The organism is Streptomyces sp. NBC_01275 (assembly GCF_026340655.1).
GTDB lineage: Bacteria > Actinomycetota > Actinomycetes > Streptomycetales > Streptomycetaceae > Streptomyces.
Genome location: NZ_JAPEOZ010000001.1, coordinates 8,873,705 through 8,889,137, shown reverse-complemented (window position 1 = coordinate 8,889,137; position 15,433 = coordinate 8,873,705). Strand labels below are relative to the sequence as shown.

Here is a 15,433-nt window from a genome sequence, read left to right as displayed (position 1 = left end):
TCGAGGATCACGGGCGCGGCTTCGAGACCACCGATGTGCACAGCCACGCCACTAACGTGATCCTTATATCATCGGACGGGTACAGAAATCGGACTTTTCGCCTCGCCCTGCGTGGCTGGCACACCTCGCGCTCCGGCCCGGCTTGGGGCACGGTGGAAGGACGCGTGCCACACGTGACGACGCCGTCACGGCCGAGAGGAGCACCCCGATGTCGAACCACACCTACCGGGTCACGGAGATCGTCGGCACCTCGCCGGACGGCGTCGACCAGGCCATCCGCAACGGCGTCAGCCGCGCCTCGCAGACCCTGCGCAACCTGGACTGGTTCGAGGTGACCCAGGTGCGGGGCCAGATCGAGAACGGCGACGTCGCGCACTGGCAGGTGGGCCTGAAGCTCGGCTTCCGTCTGGACGAGTCGAGCTGACGTCACCCCTTCGGACCCCCCCGAAGCCCTCCTACGTACGGCCCTCGCGCCCCTGCGCCTCCTTCAGCGCCTCCGAAGTCGCCGTCCAGCGCGCCCTGACGACGGAGAATCCCGCCCGTTCGGCGTCGTCGCACACCAGCGTGTCGTCGTCCACCAGCACCCGCACCTCCCGGTCCCGGGCGAGCCGGCGCAGGATCTCCAGCTTGGTGCGGCGGGCGGGCCTGCGGTCGTCGTTGCGCCGCATGTGCACCCTGCCGTCCGGCAGCCCCTGCGCGGCGAGCCAGGCCAGGGTGTCGCGCCGGCAGCGCTCGGGCCGGCCGGTGAGGTAGACGACGTCGCACTCCTCGGCGTGCTCCAGCGCCAGCGCAACGCCCTGCGGGATCGGCGGGTCGTGCGGCGCGGCGGCGAAGAACGCGTCCCAGTCGCGCGGCCGGCGCTCCAGGAAACGCTGGCGGTGGGCCGTGTCGGCGAGAGTGTTGTCCAGGTCGAACACGGCGATCGGCCGTCCGCTGCTGTCGGTCACGCCACCCACCCTAGCCACGCCCGGCCGGCGCCCGTCGCCACCAATTGCTAATGGGATCCATTTTCATATAGCGTCTCGGTGCCCACTCCCCAGCGCACCGAGGAGGATCCGCCATGGCCGTGCCCAAGCGGAAGACGTCCCGCAGCAACACCCGTCACCGCCGCGCCCAGTGGAAGGCCGCCGCCCCGCAGCTCGTACCGGTGACGGTCGACGGGGTCCGCCGCCTCGTGCCCCGGCACCTGGTCAGGGCGTACGAGCGCGGCCTGCTGCGCCCCGAGGACTGAGGACGACCGGGATGCCGTACGAACGACTGCCCGTCACCGTCCTGTCCGGGTTCCTCGGAGCCGGCAAGACCACGCTGCTCAACCATGTCCTGGCGGGCCGGGACGGTCTGCGGGTCGCGGTCATCGTCAACGACATGAGCGAGGTCAACATCGACGCGGCCCTGGTCCGCGACGGCGAGGCGGCGCTGTCGCGGACCGAGGAGCGGCTCGTCGAGATGACCAACGGGTGCATCTGCTGCACCCTGCGCGACGATCTGCTGGAAGAGGTCGAACAGCTGGCCCGCGAGGGCCGTTTCGACCATCTGCTCATCGAGTCGAGCGGAATCTCGGAGCCGCTGCCGGTGGCGGCCACCTTCGCCTTCGTCCGCGACGACGGGGCCGCCCTGGTGGACGTGGCCCGGCTGGACACCATGGTCACGGTCGTGGACGCGGCGAACTTCCTGCCGGAGCTGGACCGGGGCGACGAGCTCGCCGAACGCGGGCTCGCCCCGTTCGAGGACGACGAGCGGACCGTCAGCGATCTGCTCGTGGACCAGGTGGAGTTCGCGGACGTCATCGTCCTCAACAAGCTGGATCTGGTCGACGCGCAGGACGCGGACGCGCTGCGGGCGACGCTCGCCCGGCTCAACCCGCTCGCCCGGATCGTGCCGAGCGTGCACGGGAAGGTGGACCTCCGCGAGGTGCTGGGCACCGGACGGTTCGACCTGGAACGGGCCCAACAGGCCCCGGGCTGGGTGCGGGAGCTCAACGGCGACCACGTCCCGGAGACCGAGGAGTACGGCATCTCCTCGACGGTGTTCCGCTCCACGCGGCCCTTCCATCCCGGACGGCTGTGGGAGTTCGTCACCGAGCGGCTCGACAGCGGGGCGTACGGACGCGTCCTGCGCTCCAAGGGGTTCTTCACGCTCGCCACCCGCCCCGGGGTGACGGGACTGTGGTCGCAGGCCGGCTCCGTGGCCCGCTTCGAACCGTCCGCCGCCCGCGACGCCGACGCGCCCCACGCGCAGGAGCTGGTGTTCATCGGCACGGATCTGGACGCGGACGCCCTGTGCACCGCCCTCTACGGCTGTCTGTCCGCCGACGGCGAGGCCGCGCCGACGTACGACCCGTTCCCCGCCTGGGAGGCCCACGGCCTCGACGACGCCTGCGAGCTCGAGGGCGCGCACGCGCCGCGACCGTGACCGTGAGGAACGAGGGGTGAGGAATCCTGGGGGCCGTGCGGTGTTGAACCCTGTATGAGCTCCGTGATCGCCTCGGCCCGCTTCTCCGTCCTCGACCGGTCCCGCACCCGGGAGGGCCATACCGGCGCGGAGGCGCTGCGGGACACCGTGCGGCTGGCGCAGGAGGCGGAGCGGCTCGGCTTCCACCGGTTCTGGGTGTCCGAACACCACGGCGTGCCCGGGGTCGCCGGATCCGCGCCGACCGTGCTGGCCGCCGCCGTGGCCGGGGCGACGCACACGATCCGGGTCGGCACCGGCGGGGTGATGCTGCCCAACCACCGGTCCCTCGTCGTCGCCGAGCAGTTCGGGGTGCTGGAGTCCCTCTTCCCCGGCCGGATCGACATGGGGCTGGGCCGCTCGGTGGGGTTCACCGACGGGGTGCGCCGGGCGCTGGGCCGCGGCAAGGACGCCGCCGACGCGGACGACTTCGCGGGGCAGCTTCAGGAACTGCTGGGCTGGTTCCGGGGCGGGTCCCCGACAGGCGTGCGGGCGCGGCCCTCGGAGGGGCTCACCGTGCCGCCGTTCGTGCTGGCCATGGGCGAAGGCGCGGAGATCGCCGCCCGCGCGGGCCTGCCGATGGTCATCGGGGACCTGCGCGACCGCGAGAAGCTGCGGCGCGGCGTCGACCGCTACCGCGCCGCTTTCCGGCCCTCCCTCTGGGCGTCGGAGCCGTACGTCGTGATCTCGGGCACGGTCGCGGTGGCCGGCACTCCCGAGGCGGCGCGCCGGCTGCTGGTTCCCGAGGCCTGGTCGATGGCGTACGCGCGCACCCACGGCGTCTTCCCGCCGCTGCCGCCCGCCGACGAGGTCGAGGACCGTGCGATGACGGCGAAGGAGCGCGGCCTCTACGAGTCCGGTCTGACCGGCCAGCTCGCGGGCACCGAGGAACAGGTCGCCCACGAACTGGAGTCGGTGCTGAAGGAGACGGGGGCGCAGGAGGTCCTGGTCACCACCAGCACGTACGACCGTACGGCGCTGCTGGACTCCTACCGGCGGCTGGCCGGGATCGTGGCCGACTCCCGCCAGGAACGGTAGTGGTCCAGCAGGGTCTCCTCGATGGGGCGGTAGGCGAGGCCCAGTTCCTCGGTGCTGCGGCGGTTGTCCACGGGGAAGCGGATGCCCAGGTGGTTGCGGATGTAGTCCTGGGAGAGGCCGAAGGCGGGGCCCAGGATGCGAACCGGCCAGTGCGGCAGAGCCGTTCGGGGTAGGCGCAGGTTCTTCGGGTGGTGTTTGAGGAGGGCCTTCGCCATCTGGTGGAAGGAGGTCATCTCCCGCGCGGCGACGATGTAACGGCCGTGCGCCTCGGGGCGTTCCGCCGCCGCGATGTGGGCCGCCGCCACGTCCCGTACGTCGGCCGTGGTGAAGCTGAAGTCCGGGGCGCCGTAGAAGAAGTAGCCCTTGAACAGCTCGTCCAGGAGGAACAGGCTGCCGGAGTCCGAGGCCGGGGTGAGGGAAGGGCCCAGGATCAGGCCGGGGTTGACGCAGACCAGCCGCCAGCGAGTCTGGGCCGCCTCGGCCTCCCAGGCCGCCTTCTCCGCAACGGTCTTGGCGTAGTGGTACGGGTTGTTCTCCACCGTGCTCGTGGTGTTGAAGTACTTCTCCGACAGGGTCTGGTCGTCCATGTCCCGTACGTCGACGTAGTCGCCGAAGATCGCGCCCACGGTGGAGGTGAGGACGAGGCGCTCGACGGTCTCCGTGCGGTCGACGGCCGCGATGACGTTGAGCGTGCCCTTCAACGCCGGTTCCACGACGTCCCGGCGCCCGTCCTTGATCTTCTCCGGCATCAGGAACGGCGAGGCCACGTGGAAGACGACCGTGCAGCCCTTCGTCGCCTCGTCGAAGGAGCCGTCCGTGAGCAGGTCCGCCTCGAAGAGGTCGAGGCGGCCGGGGTGGGCGTGCTGCAGTGCGCGCAGGGGCTCTACCTTCGCCGCGTTCGCCGTGCTGCGCACGGTGGTGCGGACCTGGTAGCCGCGTTCCAGGAGCTGCCGTACCAGATGGGCGGCCACGAAGCCGCTGCCGCCCGTCACCAGGACCGTTCTTCCGGCCGGACTTCCGCTCACGCACGCTCTCCTCAGACGTCGGGTCGCGCCATGATCCCATCCCGACGGCCGTCCAACACCCCCTTCTTCAGCTGGAATCCGGGCGCCCGTAGACCGCCGGCGCCACCGCGCGGCGACCGCTGTCCGCGCGGGCCGAGACGGCGGCCGCGCGAGTCGGGGCGGTCGCCCGCCCGATCGGGCACGACGGCGTCCCGCGGGACGCCCGGGGCAGGGTCCCACCACCCGTGCGCCCCGCCCGACACCCGCTCCCCCGCAGCGGCCGCGAGCGCCCTGCGGTCGGCGTACGCGGATGGAGCGAGGGCGGGCAGTATCTCGACCTCCGCGACCAGGCCTCGCGCCGACGCCACCCGCCACAGCGAGGCGAGCAGGGAGTCGTCGCCGACGTAGGCGGGCGTGGTGCTGGGCGCTCCGCCGTCGGCCCGGTAGCGGATGCGTACGGGCTGGACGGGGACCTTCGCGTCCAGCGCGGCCTGGAACACCGCCCGCCGGAAGCGTCCCTGGGCGCGGCCGCACCAGGTGCTGCCCTCGGGGAACACCGCGACGGCCTGCCCGGTGCGCAGCGCCTCGGCGATCCGGGCGACCGTCCCGGGCAGGGCGCGCAGCCGGTCCCGGTCGATGAACAGGACGCCGCCCCGCGCGGCCAGCGCGCCCGCCACCGGCCACCCCCGGATCTCGGACTTGGCGAGCATCCGGGCCGGGCGGACGGCGGCGAGCAGCGGGATGTCCAGCCAGGAGATGTGGTTCGCCACCAGCAGCAGCCCGCCGGCGGCGGGGGCGGTCGCGCCGCTCACCCGGACCCGGACGCCGGCGGACTGGACGACCGCCCGGCTCCACCGTCGGGTCGCGGCGGCCGGGATCCGGCCGCCCCACGGCGCCAGCACCACCCCGACCAGGACCAGCGCGACGACCGCGACGATCCGCAGCACGGCCAGCGGTGCGGCCGTGGCGGTGCGCGTCGTCTCCACGCACGCCCGCGGGGTGCAGGGTGCGCCGGGCAGCCAGACGCTCATCAGGCGGTGGGGACGAGGGAGAGGAAGTGCCGCAGGTAGCGCGAGTTCACCCGGCGCATCGACAGCAGCACGTACAGGTCGGCGACCCCGAAGTCCGGGTCGTGCGCGGGCTCCCCGCAGACCCAGGCGCCGAGGCGGACGTAGCCGCGCAGCAGGGCGGGCAGTTCGGTGCGGTCGGCCGGGGCGGGCGTCTGCGGGATCCAGGGCAGCAGCGGGCGGACCCGGTACTCCTCGGGCGCCAGGTGCTTCTCGCGCACCCGGTCCCAGGCGCCGGCGGCGAGGACGCCTCCGTCGGCGAGCGGGATCGAGCAGCAGCCGGCCAGCCACTCGTGGCCGCGGTCCACCATGTAGCGGGCGATCCCGGCCCAGATGAGGCCGATGACGGCGCCGTCGCGGTGGTCGGGGTGCACGCAGGAGCGGCCGACCTCGACCATGCCGGGCCGGATGGCGTCGAGCGCGGTCAGGTCGAACTCGCCCTCCGAGTAGAGGCGTCCGGCGACCGCGGCGCGCTCCGGCGGCAGCAGCCGGTAGGTGCCCACGACCTGCCCGGTCTGCGTGTCGCGCACCAGCAGGTGGTCGCAGTACGCGTCGAAGGGGTCGACGTCGAGGCCGGGCCGGGGGGTGGCCAGCAGGGCGCCCATCTCCCCGGCGAACACGTCGTGCCGCAGCCGCTGCGCGGCCCGTACGTCGTCCTCGTCGCGGGCCAGGGTGACGGTGTAGCGGACGGGGGCCACGTTCTGCTGGGGACGGTCGAGGGTCGATACGCCACTCATGGCTTCTCCTGGTCACGGGCCGGGGGCGGCGAGCGGTGCCGCCGGGTCTGTTCTTCCGACGGCGGTTGGCGTGTACGTGACCTATGCCAGGAGAGGGGATGTGGGGTTGCTGAACGGCGAGAACCGGCGGACCGAAAAGCAGACGGGACCGGGGATGAGCACCACTCCCGGTCCCGCCCGTCCGCACTCTTCGGCGAACGTTCACTGAAGCGGCCTACCGCCGCTGAAGCGCCCTACCGCTTCGCCGCCCTGCGCGTGGCCCGCAGCCACTCCTTGTTCATGCCGGTGATGGAGACCAGCGGAATGCCCTTGGGGCAGGCGGTCGCGCACTCCCCGGCGAGGGTGCAGCCGCCGAAGCCCTCCGCGTCCATCTGCTCCACCATGTCCAGCACCCGCGTCTCCCGCTCGGGTGCGCCCTGCGGCAGCACGTTGAGGTGGTTGATCTTGGCGGAGGTGAACAGCATCGCCGCGCCGTTGGGGCAGGCGGCCACGCACGCTCCGCAGCCGATGCACTCGGCGTGCTCGAAGGCGAGGTCGGCGTCGGGTTTCGGCACGGGCGTGGCGTGGGCGTCGGGGGCCGCGCCGGTGGGGGCGGTGATGTAGCCGCCGGCCTGGATGATCCGGTCGAAGGCCCCGCGGTCGACCACCAGGTCCTTGACGACGGGGAAGGCGGCGGCCCGCCACGGCTCGACGTCGATGGTGTCGCCGTCCGCGAAGGACCGCATGTGCAGCTGGCAGGTGGTGGTGCGCTCCGGTCCGTGCGCGTCGCCGTTGATGACGAGGGAGCACGCGCCGCAGATGCCCTCGCGGCAGTCGTGGTCGAAGGCGACCGGGTCGTCGCCGCGCAGGATGAGTTCCTCGTTGAGGGTGTCGAGCATCTCCAGGAAGGACATGTCGGGCGAGATGCCGTCCACCTCGTACGTGGACATGGCGCCGTCGGCGTCGGCGTGGCGCTGCCGCCAGACGCGCAGGGTGAGCTTCATGCGTAGCTCCGCTGGGTGGGGTGGACGTACTCGAAGACCAGGTCTTCCTTGTGCAGGACGGGGGCCTCGCCGGTCCCGGTGAACTCCCAGGCGGCCGCGTACGCGAACTCCTCGTCCCGGCGGGCGGCTTCGCCGTCGGGCGTCTGGGACTCCTCGCGGAAGTGGCCGCCGCAGGACTCGGCGCGGTGCAGCGCGTCGAGGCACATCAGCTCGGCCAGTTCGAGGTAGTCGACGACGCGGTTGGCCTTCTCCAGCGACTGGTTGAACTCCTCGCCGGTACCGGGGACCTTGATGCGCCGCCAGAACTCCTCGCGGATCTGCGGGATGCGTTCGAGGGCCTTGCGCAGCCCGGCGTCGGTGCGGGCCATGCCGCAGAACTCCCACATCAGTTCGCCGAGTTCACGGTGGAAGGAGTCGGGGGTGCGGTCGCCGTCGACGGACAGGAGCAGGTTGAGCCGGTCCTGGGTCTCCGCCAACACCTCCTGCACGACGGGGTGTTCGTCGTTCACCGCGGCCTGGTGCGGGTGGCGGGCGAGGTAGTCGTTGATGGTCGCCGGGAGGACGAAGTAGCCGTCGGCGAGCCCTTGCATGAGGGCGGACGCGCCGAGCCGGTTCGCGCCGTGGTCGGAGAAGTTGGCCTCGCCGATCGCGAACAGGCCGGGGACGGTGGTCTGGAGGTCGTAGTCGACCCAGAGCCCGCCCATCGTGTAGTGCACGGCGGGGTAGATCCGCATGGGGACCGTGTACGGGTCCTCGGCGGTGATCCGGGCGTACATGTCGAAGAGGTTGCCGTACTTCTCCTCGACGGCCTTGCGGCCCATGCGGGCGACGGCGTCGGCGAAGTCCAGGTAGACGCCCTGTCCGCCGGGACCGACTCCCCGGCCCTCGTCGCAGACGTTCTTCGCGGCGCGGGAGGCGATGTCGCGCGGGACCAGGTTGCCGAAGGAGGGGTAGATGCGCTCCAGGTAGTAGTCGCGCTCGTCCTCGGGGATCCGGTTCGGCGGCCGGTCGTCGCCCTTGGCCTTCGGCACCCAGATCCGGCCGTCGTTGCGCAGCGACTCGCTCATCAGCGTCAGCTTGGACTGGTGGTCGCCGGTGCGCGGGATGCAGGTGGGGTGGATCTGGGTGAAGCAGGGGTTGGCGAAGTGGGCGCCGCGCCGGTGCGCCCGCCAGACGGCGGTGGCGTTGGAGTTCATGGCGTTGGTCGACAGGTAGAAGACGTTTCCGTAACCGCCGCTGGCGAGTACGACGGCGTCGGCGAAGTAGGTGTCGACGCGGCCGGTGATCAGGTCCCGGGCCACGATGCCCCGGGCCCGCCCGTCGACGACGACCAGGTCGAGCATCTCGGTGCGCGGGTGCATCTCCACGTTCCCGGCGGCGATCTGCCGGGACAGGGCCTGGTAGGCGCCGAGCAGCAGCTGCTGGCCCGTCTGGCCGCGGGCGTAGAAGGTGCGGGAGACCTGGACGCCGCCGAAGGAGCGGGTGTCGAGCAGACCGCCGTACTCGCGGGCGAAGGGCACGCCCTGGGCCACGCACTGGTCGATGATCTCGACGGAGATCTGCGCGAGGCGGTGGACGTTGGACTCGCGCGCCCGGAAGTCGCCGCCCTTGACGGTGTCGTAGAAGAGGCGGTGGACGGAGTCGCCGTCGTTGCGGTAGTTCTTCGCCGCGTTGATGCCGCCCTGCGCGGCGATGGAGTGGGCGCGGCGCGGGGAGTCCTGGTAGCAGAACTGGACGACGTGGTAGCCCTGTTCGGCGAGGGTGGCGCCGGCCGAGCCGCCGGCCAGTCCGGTGCCCACGACGATCACCGTGTGCTTGCGCCGGTTGGCGGGGTTGACCAGCCTGGCCTCGAAGCGGCGCTTGTCCCAGCGCTCGGCGATCGGTCCGGACGGGGCCTTGTCGTCGACGGCCGGCGTGCCGGTCCGGTAGTCCGCGTAGGTACTCATGTCAGCTCACCACTCCGGTCATGACGCCCACGGGTACGGCGATGAAGCCGGCCGTGAGCAGCAGCGCGAGGACGTTCGCGACGGTCTTCAGGGCGCGGTCGCGGGTGCGGCTGCCGACGCCGAGGGTCTGGGCGGCGCTCCAGAAGCCGTGCCGGACGTGCAGGCCGACGGCGAGCATCGCGACGATGTAGATGACGTTGCCGTACCAGGTGGAGAAGGTGTCCACGACGTTCTGGTACGGGTGGCCCTCCTGGAAGCCGCCCGGATGCACGGTGCCGGTCGTCAGGTCGAGGATGTGCCAGACGATGAACAGGGCGAGGACGATCCCGCCCCAGCGCATGGTGCGCGTGGCGTAGCTCGTCCGCGCCTTCCTGTGCACGTACCGGGTGGGCCGGGCCTTGAGGTCGCGGCGGCTGAGCTGGTAGGCGGACGTGGCGTGGGCGACCACGGCCGCCACCAGCACCACGCGGATCAGCCAGAGCGTCCACTCGTAGTGCATGAACGGTTCGCCGACGGTGCGCAGCCAGTGCGCGTAGTGGTTGAACTCCGCCGGGCCGAAGAAGATCTTGAGATTCCCGATGACGTGCGCGACCAGGTACAGCAGCATGATCACGCCGCTGACGGCCATCACCGTCTTCTTGCCGACGGAGGAGTCCCACACCGTGCGCGCCATCGACGGCCGTCGGTCCGTCCGCGTTGCCAGAGCCATGTCTCCAGACGCTAGGGCCGGGACACCTCATCGGTCCAAGACATGGTCCGCCTGGATTCCATAGGCGATGCCTATCGTCGACGTATGCTGACGGAATGCAGTTCCAGCAGCTCCAGTACTTCGTGGCGGTCGCCGAGACGCGGCACTTCACCCGGGCCGCCGAGCTCGTGCATGTGGCGCAGCCGTCGCTGTCGCAGCAGATCAGGGCGCTGGAGCGGGAGCTGGGGGCGGATCTGTTCCTGCGGGCGCGCGGCAACATCACGCTCACCGACGCGGGCGAGGCGCTGCTGCCGCTGGCCCGCCGGATCCTGGCGGACACCGAGACGGCACGGTACGAGGTGCAGGAGCTGGTGCAGCTGCGCAGCGGGCGGGTGCGGCTGGGGGCGACGCCGAGTCTGTGCACCGGTCTGCTGCCGGACGTGCTGCGCGCCTTCCACGACCGCTATCCGGGCATCCGGCTGCTGATCGAGGAGGGCGGCTCGCACGACCTCGTCCGGGGGCTGGCCCGCGGCGCGCTGGACCTCGCCCTGGTCGTGCTGCCGCTGCCCAGCCCGTCGCCCGCGCTGACCACGGTGGAGCTGCTGCGGGAGGACCTCGTCGTGGTGTCCTCCCCGGAGGCCTCCAGGCCGGGGCACGGGCGGCGCAGCGTCCATGTCGCCGACCTGGAGGGCGAACGCCTGGTGATGTTCCGACACGGCTACGACCTGCGGGAACTGACCGTGGCTGCTTGCCGGGCAGAGGGGTTCGAGCCGGACTTCGCGGTGGAGGGCGGGGAGATGGACGCGGTGCTGGGGTTCGTGCGGGCGGGGTTGGGCGTGGCGGTGGTGCCCCGGATGGTGGCGACCCGGTCGGGCCGCGGCCTTCGGGTCACCCCGCTCGCCCGGCCCGGCCTGCACCGCACCATCGCCCTCGCCCACCGCAGTGACGTGGCGCCGCCGCGGGCGGCGCGGGAGTTGCAGCGGATGTTGCTGGAGAGATGAACCCCGGCACGCCTCCCCCGCCGGCCGGGGTCGCCCTCAGCTCGTCGCGTCCGCCAGAACCAGCTCGTGCAACCGCTCCGGTGGGCCCGGGCGGGCGTAGTACCAGCCCTGGGCCGTGTCGCAGCCCAGTATGCGGAGTTGCTCGGCCTGGGCCCCGGTCTCCACGCCCTCGACCGTGACCGCGAGGTCCAGGCTGTGGGCGAGGGAGACGATCCCCTCGACGATCTTGAGGTCGACGGGGTCGGCCGGGAACTGCTGCATGCCCTGGGTGAAGGAGCGGTCCAGCTTCAGCACGCTCACCGGCAGCCGGCGCAGGTTGGCGAGGTTGGAGTAGCCGGTGCCGAAGTCGTCCAGGGCGATGTCGACGCCCATCTCGGCGAGCCTGCGCAGCGGTTTGAGCAGGTCGTCGTCGGCGCCGATCAACGCCGACTCGGTGACCTCCAGGCACAGCGCCTGCGGCTCGACGCCCGCGCGCTCCAGGATGTCGACGGTGTCCTGCACCAGCCCGGGGTGGGTGAGCTGGCACGGCGAGAGGTTGACGTTGATGCGCAGGGGATGTCCGTCGCCGCCCCGCTCCCGCCACTCCCCGGCCTGCCGGACGGACTCCTCCAGGACCCAGCGCCCCAGCGGCACGATCAGGCCGGTGTGCTCGGCGAGCGGGATGAACCGGTCGGGGCCGAGCACGCCGTGCTGCGGATGCAGCCAGCGCACCAGGGCCTCGGCCCCGCGCACCGTGCCGTCGCCGAGGTGCACCAGCGGCTGGTACTCGATGAAGAACTCGCCCCGCTCCAGAGCGGCCGGCAACGCCGTGGTCAGCCCGTGGCGGGTGATCGCGCGGGCGTCGGCCTCCGCGTCGGCGAGCTCGAAGCGGTTGCCGCCCGCCGACTTCGCCCGGTACATGGTGATGTCGGCGCTGCGCAGCACCTCCGCCGCGCTGCGCTCCCCCGTCGGCCCCTCGACGATGCCGATGCTGCCGCGCACGGTCAGCTCCCGCCCGTCGATGCGCACCGGCGCGACCAGCGCGTTCATGATGCGCGCGGCGAGCTCGTCGACCTCACGGCAGGTGTCGGGGCCGGTGGTCAGCGCCACGAACTCGTCGCCGCCCAGGCGCGCGACCATCTCGCCGGGCGCGGTCGCGCAGGACTGCAGCCGGTCGGCGACCTCGACGAGCAGCCGGTCGCCGGCCGCGTGTCCGAGGCTGTCGTTGATGGTCTTGAAGCCGTCCAGGTCGAGATAGCACAGGCCGAAGCGCTGTCCCGGTCCCGCGGCCAGCGCCTTCTCCAGCCGTTCGAAGAACAGGGTCCGGTTGGGCAGGCCGGTGAGCGCGTCGTGGGTGGCCTCGTAGCGCAGCCGCAGGTTGAGCAGCCGGCGCTCGGTGGTGTCCTCCATCAGCGCCAGCTGGTACTGCGGGGCGCCGTCGGCGTCGCGCAGCAGGGAGACCGTCAAGTTGGTCCACAGGACCGTTCCGTCGGGGCGGTAGAACGCCTTCTCCGTGTGGTAGTGCTCGCGTTCGCCGCTGACCAGCTCCTCGTAGAGCCGCCAGACCTGCGGCGGGTCCTCGGCGTGCGTCCACTCGCGGACGGTGCGGCCCCGCAGGATCTGCTCGCCGCCGCCGAACATCCGCAGCAACGCCCCGTTGACCTGAAGGATGTTGCCCTTGAGGTCGGCGATGCTGATTCCTATCGCGGCCCCCTCGAAGACCGCGCGGAAGCGGGCCTCGCTCGCGTGCAGCGCCTGCGCCACCACGCCCTGGGCCCGCAACGCGGCCTGGGCGATGGCCTCCTGCTCGGCGAGCGTGCGCTCGCGCAGCGCCTGCGCGTATCCGGCGGCCATGGCGTGCTGCAGCCGTGAGGCCCGGGTGCGCAGGTCCTCCTGCGGGCCGTCCTCGCCGCAGTAGAGCACCAGATAGGCGTCGACGCAGTCCAGGGCGCGGCTGAGCGCCTCGGGGTCGGTGCAGTGCGCCTCGACGAGGGCCGCGCCCACCGCCTTGCCCGCGTCGGCGTCGAAGGCCCGCTCCAGCAGCGCCTCGCGCAACCGCCGTGCCAGCGGCAGCAGTTGCTCCTCGAACTCGGGCCGGGTCAGCGACGTCGAGGTCACCGGGAACACGGCCCGGCTCCAGATCGTCGCGAACCGCCGCAGTCTGTCCTCCGGCCCGTCCGGCTCCGCGATCACGCCGTACGCCCCACGCCGGCGAACCCGGAGAAGGCGTACAGATCCTCGTCCTCCGCCGCCGACTCCGGCCGCCAGTGCGGCATCGGCACCAGTCCCGGTTCCACCATGTCGTACCCCTCGAAGAACCGCGCGATCTTGTCACGCGAGCGCATGATCAGCGGGTTGCGAATGTCCTTGTACACGTCCACCGCGCCCTCGGCCCGCTCCGGCGGCAGCGGGATTCCCTCGTACGAGGCATGGGTGAGGACGAGCAGACTGCCGGGCGCGAGCGCGTCCCTCAACTCGGCCACCGCCGCGTACGGTTCGTCCGCGTCCTCCACGAAGTGCAGGACGGCGACGAGCAGCAGCGCCACCGGCCGGTCCGGGTCGATGAGGTGCTGCACCTGCGGGCTGCTCAGGATCTCCCGCGGCTTGCGCAGATCGGCGGCCACGACGTCCACGGTGTCGTGGCCGGCCAGCACGGCCTGGCTGTGCGCGACGGCCACCGGGTCGTGGTCGACGTAGACCACGTGCGCGCCGGGGCTGGCCGCCTGGGCCACCTCGTGGACGTTGCCGAAGGTGGGGATGCCCGAGCCGATGTCGAGGAACTGGGTGATGCCCTCGCCGACCGCGTACCGCACCGCGCGGCGCATGAACGCCCGGTTCGCCTGGCTGATCTTGGGAAGTCCCGGCATGAACTCCATGGCCCTGCGCGCCGCTTCCCGGTCGACCTCGAAGTTGTGCGAACCGCCCAGGTAGTAGTCGTAGATCCGCGAGACACTGGGCACCGAGACGTCGATGCTCCGTGGGGCCCAGGCGGGACGCTCCATGTATCTCTCCAAGGCGTAGGCGATCCGGTGTTCGAGCTGAGGCTACTGATCGCCCGCCAAAGGGGCGAGTGGAAACGGAAATTGACCGTCCGTTCCCGGTCACTGCCTGCGGCACGTGCCGAATTGACTCCCCCGAAAGACCTGCGAAAAGCACCCTAAGCGTCCGGAGAGCTCCGAAGCGGCCTGAAGGGCGGCGAAAGTCTACGCATACGACGGAGGGCGCCACAGCACAGAGGTCCGCCCCCTCCGTGCGGCGCGGAGGGGGCGGACCGGGGGCCGAGCGCCTTCTGGGCAGCTGCGGGGATCAGCCCTGGGGAGGTGATCGCTACTGCTTGGGCGCGCCGACCGGCTTTCCGTCGGGGGCCACGGCGTACCAGGTGCCGCCGACGCCCTGACCGTTGATGTCCCCGGCCTTCTTGTCACCGGAGAAGGTGTAGATCGGCCAGCAGTTGACCGTCTGCTGCTTGACGCCGTCGGGCCGGGTGAAGCTCATCAGGCCCTTCTTCACGACGCCCTCGGTGTCGTTCGCCTCGACCGGGCCGACCGCCGGCCACTTCTCCAGGCAGGCGCCGGTGCAGGCGGACACGGGCTTCGGCCAGGCCTCGTCCTTGAGGAAGCGGTAGACCGTCATGCCGTTCTTGTCGACGACGATGTCACCGAGGTTGGGGTCCTTGCGGACGGACAGCCCGGGCAGGTCGCTGGCGCTCGTGGCCTTCTTGCCGTCGGGGGCCAGTGCGAACCAGGTGTTGCCCACGCCCTGGCCGGTGGTGTCACCGGGGTTGGCGTCCTTGGCGTAGTAGTAGGCGGGCCAGCCGGCGACGGTGAGCTGCTTGGTGCCGTCGGTGCGGGTGACCTCGCCGAGCAGCGACTTGTCGATGCCGTCGCTGGCGGAGACGTCGTCGGCGGACACCGGCGGCCAGGCGGTCGCGCAGTCGCCGTCGCAGTTCGACTTCGGCGGCTCGGCGGTGTCCTTGTCGAAGCGGTAGAGAGTCATGCCGTTGGAGTCGGTCAGGATCTTGCCGAGCTCCGCGTTCGCGGAGATGGCCAGCTCACCGGCGACCTTGGCGCCGGCGGCCGCGGCGGCCGAGGGAGAAGCACTCGTCCCGGCGCCCACCGCGCCGGCCACGGTGCCCACGCTTCCGGCCCCGGCCCCGGCCGCAGCCGTCGCGCCCACGTTCTGGCTGGACGCCGACGGGGCGCTTTCCTGACCGCACGCCGTCGTCAGCGCCAGAACGGCCACAGCACTCGCCACGAGTGAGGCGCTCCGCCAGGAGGTCTTCATCGTCAACAACTCCCCGATAGTTCTAAGGATGTTGCAGCGCCCTGCTGCGCCGCCGCACGGCACTGGGTACGCAGGACGAGGGTCGTTGTGTTCAAACGCGGCACAAAAATCTTTCTGCCGGCTGTGTCGGAGGCCGCTTCGGGCCGCCCGAAGCGGCCCGAAGCGGCCCGCGCGACGTCGTACACACGTCCCCGGAGCGCACGCGCACACTCCTGTCCGCCAAACCTCGAAGCGCGGACTTCCCCCGTTCGGGGCAAT

At 71.7% G+C, this 15,433-nt stretch carries 15 protein-coding genes; 5 read left to right on the top strand and 10 right to left on the bottom strand.

Annotated elements, in window-relative coordinates; translation table 11 throughout:
* Nucleotides 1–208: 208 nt before the first annotated feature.
* Entirely contained in the window at nt 209–424 is a 216-nt protein-coding gene (locus OG562_RS39045; RefSeq protein WP_266406428.1) for a dodecin, read from the top strand.
* A gap of 31 nt (nt 425–455) precedes the next feature.
* Here OG562_RS39045 and OG562_RS39040 read toward each other — a convergent pair whose 3' ends face one another.
* Nucleotides 456–947: a hypothetical protein gene (locus OG562_RS39040; RefSeq protein ID WP_266406427.1), complete on the bottom strand. Its 492-nt coding sequence runs from the start codon at nt 945–947 to the stop codon at nt 456–458.
* Between the two features lie 113 nt (nt 948–1,060).
* On the opposite strand from OG562_RS39040, the gene rpmF reads away from it, so the two are divergent.
* From rpmF to OG562_RS39025, 3 genes are read left to right on the top strand one after another with little or no spacing between them, the layout of a single operon-like run.
* Nucleotides 1,061–1,231: a 50S ribosomal protein L32 gene (gene rpmF / locus OG562_RS39035; RefSeq protein ID WP_266406425.1), complete on the top strand. Its 171-nt coding sequence runs from the start codon at nt 1,061–1,063 to the stop codon at nt 1,229–1,231.
* An 11-nt stretch (nt 1,232–1,242) separates the two neighbouring features.
* Complete coding sequence (locus tag OG562_RS39030; protein WP_266406423.1) at nt 1,243–2,412, top strand: GTP-binding protein; 1,170 nt, start codon at nt 1,243–1,245, stop codon at nt 2,410–2,412.
* Nucleotides 2,413–2,466: 54 nt separating this feature from the next.
* Nucleotides 2,467–3,486 carry an LLM class flavin-dependent oxidoreductase gene (locus tag OG562_RS39025; RefSeq protein WP_266406422.1) on the top strand — a complete coding sequence of 340 codons (1,020 nt, stop codon included), beginning with the start codon at nt 2,467–2,469 and terminating at the stop codon, nt 3,484–3,486.
* On the opposite strand, the gene OG562_RS39020 is transcribed toward OG562_RS39025, so the two are convergent.
* The 6 genes from OG562_RS39020 to OG562_RS38995 all read right to left on the bottom strand — a co-directional run bounded on the left by OG562_RS39020 (nt 3,438) and on the right by OG562_RS38995 (nt 9,896).
* A complete protein-coding gene (locus OG562_RS39020) occupies nt 3,438–4,511 on the bottom strand; it encodes an NAD-dependent epimerase/dehydratase family protein (protein WP_266406421.1) in 1,074 nt (357 codons plus the stop codon). The two genes, OG562_RS39025 and OG562_RS39020, sit on opposite strands and share 49 nt — an antisense overlap.
* Before the next feature lie 11 nt (nt 4,512–4,522).
* On the bottom strand, nt 4,523–5,521 hold the full coding sequence (locus OG562_RS39015) for a 1-acyl-sn-glycerol-3-phosphate acyltransferase (RefSeq protein ID WP_266406420.1): 999 nt from the start codon (nt 5,519–5,521) through the stop codon (nt 4,523–4,525).
* Nucleotides 5,521–6,294, bottom strand: coding sequence for a GNAT family N-acetyltransferase (locus OG562_RS39010; protein WP_266406419.1), 774 nt, complete (start codon nt 6,292–6,294; stop codon nt 5,521–5,523). Before OG562_RS39010 ends, OG562_RS39015 begins: the two co-directional genes overlap by 1 nt.
* 233 nt (nt 6,295–6,527) lie before the next feature.
* Nucleotides 6,528–7,277: a succinate dehydrogenase/fumarate reductase iron-sulfur subunit gene (locus OG562_RS39005; protein ID WP_266406418.1), complete on the bottom strand. Its 750-nt coding sequence runs from the start codon at nt 7,275–7,277 to the stop codon at nt 6,528–6,530.
* Nucleotides 7,274–9,223: a fumarate reductase/succinate dehydrogenase flavoprotein subunit gene (locus tag OG562_RS39000; protein ID WP_266406417.1), complete on the bottom strand. Its 1,950-nt coding sequence runs from the start codon at nt 9,221–9,223 to the stop codon at nt 7,274–7,276. Before OG562_RS39000 ends, OG562_RS39005 begins: the two co-directional genes overlap by 4 nt.
* Nucleotide 9,224: 1 nt before the next feature.
* Complete coding sequence (locus OG562_RS38995) at nt 9,225–9,896, bottom strand: succinate dehydrogenase (protein ID WP_266409766.1); 672 nt, start codon at nt 9,894–9,896, stop codon at nt 9,225–9,227.
* Nucleotides 9,897–10,027: 131 nt separating this feature from the next.
* Here OG562_RS38995 and OG562_RS38990 point away from each other — a divergent pair, with 131 nt between their 5' ends.
* Entirely contained in the window at nt 10,028–10,912 is an 885-nt protein-coding gene (locus OG562_RS38990) for a LysR family transcriptional regulator (RefSeq protein ID WP_266406416.1), read from the top strand.
* A 36-nt stretch (nt 10,913–10,948) separates the two neighbouring features.
* Here the strand turns inward: OG562_RS38990 and OG562_RS38985 are convergent, their stop codons facing one another.
* The 3 genes from OG562_RS38985 to OG562_RS38975 all read right to left on the bottom strand — a co-directional run bounded on the left by OG562_RS38985 (nt 10,949) and on the right by OG562_RS38975 (nt 15,175).
* A complete protein-coding gene (locus OG562_RS38985) occupies nt 10,949–13,084 on the bottom strand; it encodes a bifunctional diguanylate cyclase/phosphodiesterase (RefSeq protein ID WP_266406414.1) in 2,136 nt (711 codons plus the stop codon).
* On the bottom strand, nt 13,081–13,893 hold the full coding sequence (locus tag OG562_RS38980; protein ID WP_266406412.1) for an SAM-dependent methyltransferase: 813 nt from the start codon (nt 13,891–13,893) through the stop codon (nt 13,081–13,083). The genes OG562_RS38985 and OG562_RS38980 overlap by 4 nt, the downstream gene beginning before the upstream one ends.
* Before the next feature lie 325 nt (nt 13,894–14,218).
* Nucleotides 14,219–15,175 (bottom strand): SCO0930 family lipoprotein, encoded by a 957-nt coding sequence (locus OG562_RS38975; RefSeq protein WP_266406411.1) that lies wholly within the window; start codon nt 15,173–15,175, stop codon nt 14,219–14,221.
* Nucleotides 15,176–15,433: the final 258 nt, after the last annotated feature.